Here is a 5,561-nt window from a genome sequence, read left to right as displayed (position 1 = left end):
CACATCCATTCGGTTATCATTCATGATTAATTATACAGGAACCACCGTTGCCACACACCCTCAGTGGCAATTATACAACTAAAAAACCGTGTTGTCCAGTATTAACTTGCGCTGTAGTATTAAGATTGACTCTCCAGTTGCGGGAACGACTGTCCTTGCCGATGAACCTATTCTAGTTTCAGTCAATCCTGCCATTGATATCGCACAGGTACAGATCATCCAAAACGACGTGGAACTATATCAGGGTTCCAGTATACCAAAACAGCTAAGACTTTCTGCACCCGTTGGCGATGATGATGAAGAGCACCTACTTACCGTAGTGGTAACCGACGTAAAGGGCAGAGTTTTTGAGCAGATAGCGAAATTCAAGGTGCGGCGTACTCTGTTAGAGCTTCCGCAGGATCAGGCATCGTACATCCAAGGCACTGTAGAAGTCAATGGAAGGGTTGGGTTTGGTTCCAATGAGCAGGCCGATATCTTCGCACTGACGTTACAACCGATTCGAGTGTTCGAGGAAACAGAACCGAACATGGTATACGAGGGAGGCCATTGGCCCGGAAGTCTCAGCTTAAACACCCTAGAATTTGAGGACGGCGCGTACGATCTGATCTTGATGGCAAAGATGGGCCAAGGAACTAGCTCAAAGGATGTACGCCGGATTGTTATACGTAACTGGGAAAGGTTGCTGGAGGATTTTGATCCGCCGGGAACGTGGTTTGGTGGTGCATTTGACCGCCTAAAGACTATCGAACGCTCGCAGGGCTGGGAATTCCTCAACGATGAGGCCGTAGATCTTTTTGGAGATAATACACGGATTGCCTCTAAGGGTCTAGAAAGCGAATACCTAATCTGGAAACAACCTAGATTACGCCGCTATGAACTGATCGTATACGCTCGGGATGATATGCTTAGTGAAACAATTGAATTGGCTGTTTCACCGGATCTGCAGCAATGGCAGCTGCTGGATCCCAAGCTAGTTGTGCTAGACTATTCTGATCAAGGTTGGCTAAAGCTTTGCCTTGCTGGAGACGTTATCACCGCCTCTGAGAACGACTACTTCCGGGTGGTTCTACCTAGCGGTCTGGGTCGAAACGAGGTGCAACTAGGATCCTTGGAACTCTGTGGGGTGGCGCGTTTGCCCGGTGCTGAATAATGAATCCCGATGCCCAGACCTATGGCTATCATATGTTTCGAAGGTTTGCCCTCCGGAACTCTGCCGGTGTGGTCTTCTCGTACCGCCGGAATATAGTGCAGAAGTAGCTAAGACTGGAAAAGCCGACGCGGTTGGCCACTTCTTCTACGGTTAAGTCCGGCTGGTGGAGCAGGAGTTCCTTAGACTTAATGATCCGATAGGTTGTTAGATAGCTGATGGGTGTTACGCCAAAGACAGAGCGAAACATGCGACATAGGTGCTGTGGAGTTATGTTAATGAGATTGGCTAATTCGTCTAGGCTGATCGGCTGGCTGTATCTACGATGGATATGCTCGGTCACTGGTGCAAGTCTTTTTCTCTGCCGCACTTGACGTTCTTCTCGGGAAGACTGCCAACCCAATTCCAGTAAGAATGAATACAAAAGGCCGGATAGAACTGCGCTTGTGTAGTCGGACTGCTCCGCGGCCCGGGTTAGTAGATCGTTGATCTTGCTGCAAAGGTACTGCACATCAAATAAGTCGATGAAACCCGGTGTCATTCCCCAGGCCTGCAAGAAGCGGTCTATGTCTTTTCCGTTAAAGGTAAGCCACATTACTTCCCACACATCGGCGGTGGGCCAGTAGTTGCAGGGAGTCCCTGGATACATTAAAAACCCCCGACCGTGGGGCAAAGGGGTGAGATCCCCTAAAAGCTCCACCATTCCTTTACCTGAAATGGTATGCAACCAGTGGTAGTTCGGACATCCGTTAGGATACTGAGTCGGTCTTTGGTGTACATGTCCCACGGTACATAAGTAGACGGGAAGCTGCTCGTCCCTTGGTGTAACCGTCAAGAAGTAGCTGTGCCTCATCAAGAATCACGTCCTTTGCTTAGATGCTTAGCCGTTCGAACGTCACACCCCTAGTACAAAGTATACTAGATTGGCGTCCATTAGGAAAATGAACATAATCTGATAGAGGATGATGCTATGGATGCAGGTTCTAAATATTGCCTTGCTAGCTGTGCTAGAACGATTGATAGGCTGGTATTGGTTAGTTGCCTAATTCGTCATAATGTTCAAAAACAGCAAAGTGGTTAAATAATTGCCCTTGAACGCAGGTCGGGCATGGGTTACACTAAACTTAGTTGATACACTACGGAGAATTGATGCGGTCTAAGCTAAGCGAAATACACACATGGGGAGGATAGGGAGACGAGACATTAATTCATGGCTTACACGATTAAAGTAAATAACTACGGTATGTTGTGCTAAAGGTATACAACCGAATAATGTGATAAATACGAATACACTGCCAAGAGACTTTCCGGCAGAGAGCAGCTGCTCGTACAATTGCGAATTATCTATGGTTGGCGATGAAAGAAAGATCGAATGAAGGGAGTAGTTATTAATGCAACATAGAACCATCATATTATCGCTAGTATTGTCAATCCTCACAATGTGGCTTTTGATTCCACCAGTGGTACAGGCAGGAGAGGAAGTTGATCTGGTACTATGGATTAACCCCTGGCAGCAAAAAGCAATCGAAGGCATCAAAACGGTAGCAGCTCTATTTGCAGAGAAGCACCCGGAGGTTGGTAGTGTCACCGTAACTACGGTGGGACAAAATGAACTGGCTGAACGCCTCATGATGGGCACTATATCCGGCACTCCACCGGATGCGGTTGCCATGCCAGCACCTGTGATCCAATATGCACTGGCAGAGCTGATTCAACCAATTGATACATACTTGGATAAAAGTGAACACTTGTCTAGTGAGAATTATCCACCCCTACTCATAGATTCCTTCACCGCTGGGGGGAGACAGTATGGTATCCCCGCACTGGAAGTGGGACCTGGTCTGGTACTCATTTACTCTAGGGAACTTTTTGCGGAAGCTGGTCTATCTGATCGGGGACCAAGTAGCTTGGAAGAACTATATCAGATGCATCGAAAACTAACTGTGGAAAAGCCTGACGGTTCCGGACTTGACCAGGTAGGGATTAATCCAACGGACGCCATGGGTGGCACCTATTTCCCGACAATTTGGAGCACCGTTTTTGATGTGCAGTGGTATGATACCGAGCAGGACACGTTAGATCTGATGGCTTTCGCAGAAGCCGTGGAGTATATCAAGCGTATCTACGATACCCCTGGCTATGAACTAATAACCGGTGCAGGTATTGGAGGGTGGCTCGGTGGCTTAACCAGCCGCCGCCTGGCTATGCAAATTAATGGTTATTGGATTCCCGGTGGGCTAAAAGGACATGGACTAGAATCAGAGTTCGGTTATACATGGATGCCCAGTGTATTAGGTGATACGGCTACAGCTATTCTGCCCTGGGGCCTATGTATTCCCGTCGATGTTCCACGCCCAGACTTATCCTTCGCCCTAATCGAGTTTTTCACCTCAGCGGAGGCTGCGCAGATCCTCTTTGATGCTGCGGGATGGCTGAATGGTAACCTGTCGGCGATTCAGTCCTTAGATATTAGTGCGCTGCCGATTGTGGCACCAATCGTTGCCATGTATGAAGAGGCCACAAGACTCAATGCTCCACCGCCGATACCAATGCTAGAGACTATTCGCCGTGAGATCAATAACGAGCTTAAGGCTGTGTGGCGCACGGAACAAGCACCCAACGTAGTCTTGGAGAATCTTGAGAGAAAGCTGCAATTGGAGGTTAATCAAGCTTTAGGCGTATCAGAACAGTGACAATCAGATTATTACTGAAACCGAGGAGCAAGAAGGAGGAAAACCAGTGAGAATGCATCCTAAATGGCTTGTTGTTACTTTATCGCTATTGCTTGTATATTGTTCAGTAGCCGCGGGCACATTGCCAGTGATTCATAAACAAGATTTTGACGGAACGGATGTGGGTGGGTTACCAAGTGATTGGACGCTGCTCAATTTCCATAAATCACCCGACGAACCACAGGTCGTTGAAGCACCAGCAGAGCTAACTAGAGATGGTCGCGTCCTGCATATAGGTCGCACAAGCGGATCACCCAATATCACAGGACACGCAAACTACAGCTTCGAACCTGTTAACGAGAGATTGCAGTTGGTATTTGATATGTGGAACACCACCACTATTCGTAATTTGCGAGTTTGCCTCGGTGGCACTGCAGGTACCGCTGGACAGATTCACAATGCCCTGGCCAAAACGGCTATCTTCCTTTCGATGACCGGCGGACAGGTGGTGGCATTGAAGGACGCGAAGGCCAATGAGTGGACTGAGGTAGGACAGTACACGCCCGGACGGTGGCATACGATTATGCTGGATATAGACATTAAGGCGCAAGTTTTCAATGTCTATCTAGATGGGTCTACCACGCCTGAAAATACTGTTCCTATCTCCTTCTATACTGAAAATCATGATTTGAATACTATTGCTTTTGCATACCAACATGCTGCCAATACAGATCCGGTCTATATTGACAACGTGATCATTCGGGGAAAATAGCAGCACCTCGGTCTAGGGCTAAGATTACTTTTAGATGTGAGGAGGGCAACTAGCATGGCCGGATTACGTCGCTTATTCATACCAACTATATTGGTGTCGGTATTGTTGCTACTTTTTGGTTGCTTTCTCTTGTCGAGTCCAGAAGATGATCAATCGCTGCCACTAATCCATAAGCAAGACTTCGAGACAACGCCCATTGGACAGCTACCCTCCGGTTGGGAAATACTTAATTTTCACGATTCGCCGGATGAACCTTCTGTGGTTGATGCACCCGTGGCACTAGGTGAGGGCAATCGGGTACTGTGTATCGAACGAACAGCGAGCTCACCGAATATATCCGGACAAGCTACCTATTGTTTTACACCGGTAAGTAGGAAGTTACGCTTAACTTTCAAGATGTGGAATACCTCAGATTTGCGCAGTCTTAGAGTTAGTCTAGGCGGGACTGCTGGGAATCCCGGCGAGATTCATAACAGCTTCAGCAAGACCGCGATTTTCTTGATTACCGCTGGGGAGAAGATTCGCATCCTCAAAGATGCGAAGCACAATGAATGGATTGATGTGGGGGACTACACACCGAATCAATGGTACACAGTTACATTGGAGATAGATATTGGTACACAAACCTTTGATGTTTATGTCGATCACTCTGAAGTACCAGGTAATGAGACGCCTCTTTCCTTTTACAATGAAAATCCGGATCTAAACACGGTAGCCTTTGGATATCAACATGCTTCTAACACAGCTCCCATCTACATTGATGATGTAGAGATTTGGGGCAAGTAGGAAAGGTGCCCCTGAAAAGGTGAGTTAATCCGATCAGGGGCACTCGCTCTTAGATGCTTTAATACTACAGCGCAAGTTAATACTGGACAACACGGTTTTTTAGTTGTATAATTGCCACTGAGGGTGTGTGGCAACGGTGGTTCCTGTATAATTAATCATGAATGATAACCGAATGGATGTG

Annotated in this window: 5 protein-coding genes; 4 read left to right on the top strand and 1 reads right to left on the bottom strand. The window is 47.4% G+C overall.

What is annotated here, in order from left to right; genetic code table 11:
• The first annotated feature begins 106 nt into the window (after positions 1-106).
• Positions 107-1,153 carry a hypothetical protein gene (locus M0Q40_12315; protein ID MCK9223373.1) on the top strand — a complete coding sequence of 349 codons (1,047 nt, stop codon included), beginning with the start codon at positions 107-109 and terminating at the stop codon, positions 1,151-1,153.
• Between the two features lie 28 nt (positions 1,154-1,181).
• Here M0Q40_12315 and M0Q40_12310 read toward each other — a convergent pair whose 3' ends face one another.
• The gene (locus tag M0Q40_12310) at positions 1,182-2,003 is read right to left on the bottom strand and encodes an AraC family transcriptional regulator (GenBank protein ID MCK9223372.1); all 822 of its coding nucleotides are present in this window, start codon (positions 2,001-2,003) and stop codon (positions 1,182-1,184) included.
• A gap of 538 nt (positions 2,004-2,541) precedes the next feature.
• On the opposite strand from M0Q40_12310, the gene M0Q40_12305 reads away from it, so the two are divergent.
• The 3 genes from M0Q40_12305 to M0Q40_12295 are packed head-to-tail and all read left to right on the top strand — an operon-like array spanning position 2,542 to position 5,380.
• Positions 2,542-3,843, top strand: a complete 1,302-nt coding sequence (locus M0Q40_12305; protein ID MCK9223371.1) for an extracellular solute-binding protein — start codon at positions 2,542-2,544, stop codon at positions 3,841-3,843.
• Between the two features lie 46 nt (positions 3,844-3,889).
• Positions 3,890-4,594 carry a hypothetical protein gene (locus M0Q40_12300; GenBank protein MCK9223370.1) on the top strand — a complete coding sequence of 235 codons (705 nt, stop codon included), beginning with the start codon at positions 3,890-3,892 and terminating at the stop codon, positions 4,592-4,594.
• Positions 4,595-4,648: 54 nt separating this feature from the next.
• On the top strand, positions 4,649-5,380 hold the full coding sequence (locus M0Q40_12295) for a hypothetical protein (GenBank protein ID MCK9223369.1): 732 nt from the start codon (positions 4,649-4,651) through the stop codon (positions 5,378-5,380).
• Positions 5,381-5,561: the final 181 nt, after the last annotated feature.

This window comes from Limnochordia bacterium (genome assembly GCA_023230925.1).
Taxonomy (GTDB): domain Bacteria; phylum Bacillota; class Limnochordia; order DUMW01; family DUMW01; genus JALNWK01.
This window is presented reverse-complemented; position numbering and strand designations above follow the sequence as displayed.

What these genes read in the sequence shown, in the direction of transcription:
- M0Q40_12310 (MCK9223372.1), bottom strand. Translation starts at nt 2,003, where the DNA reads ATGAGGCACAGCTACTTCTTGACGGTTACACCAAGGGACGAGCAGCTT.
- M0Q40_12305 (MCK9223371.1), top strand. Translation starts at nt 2,542, where the DNA reads ATGCAACATAGAACCATCATATTATCGCTAGTATTGTCAATCCTCACA.
- M0Q40_12295 (MCK9223369.1), top strand. Translation starts at nt 4,649, where the DNA reads ATGGCCGGATTACGTCGCTTATTCATACCAACTATATTGGTGTCGGTA.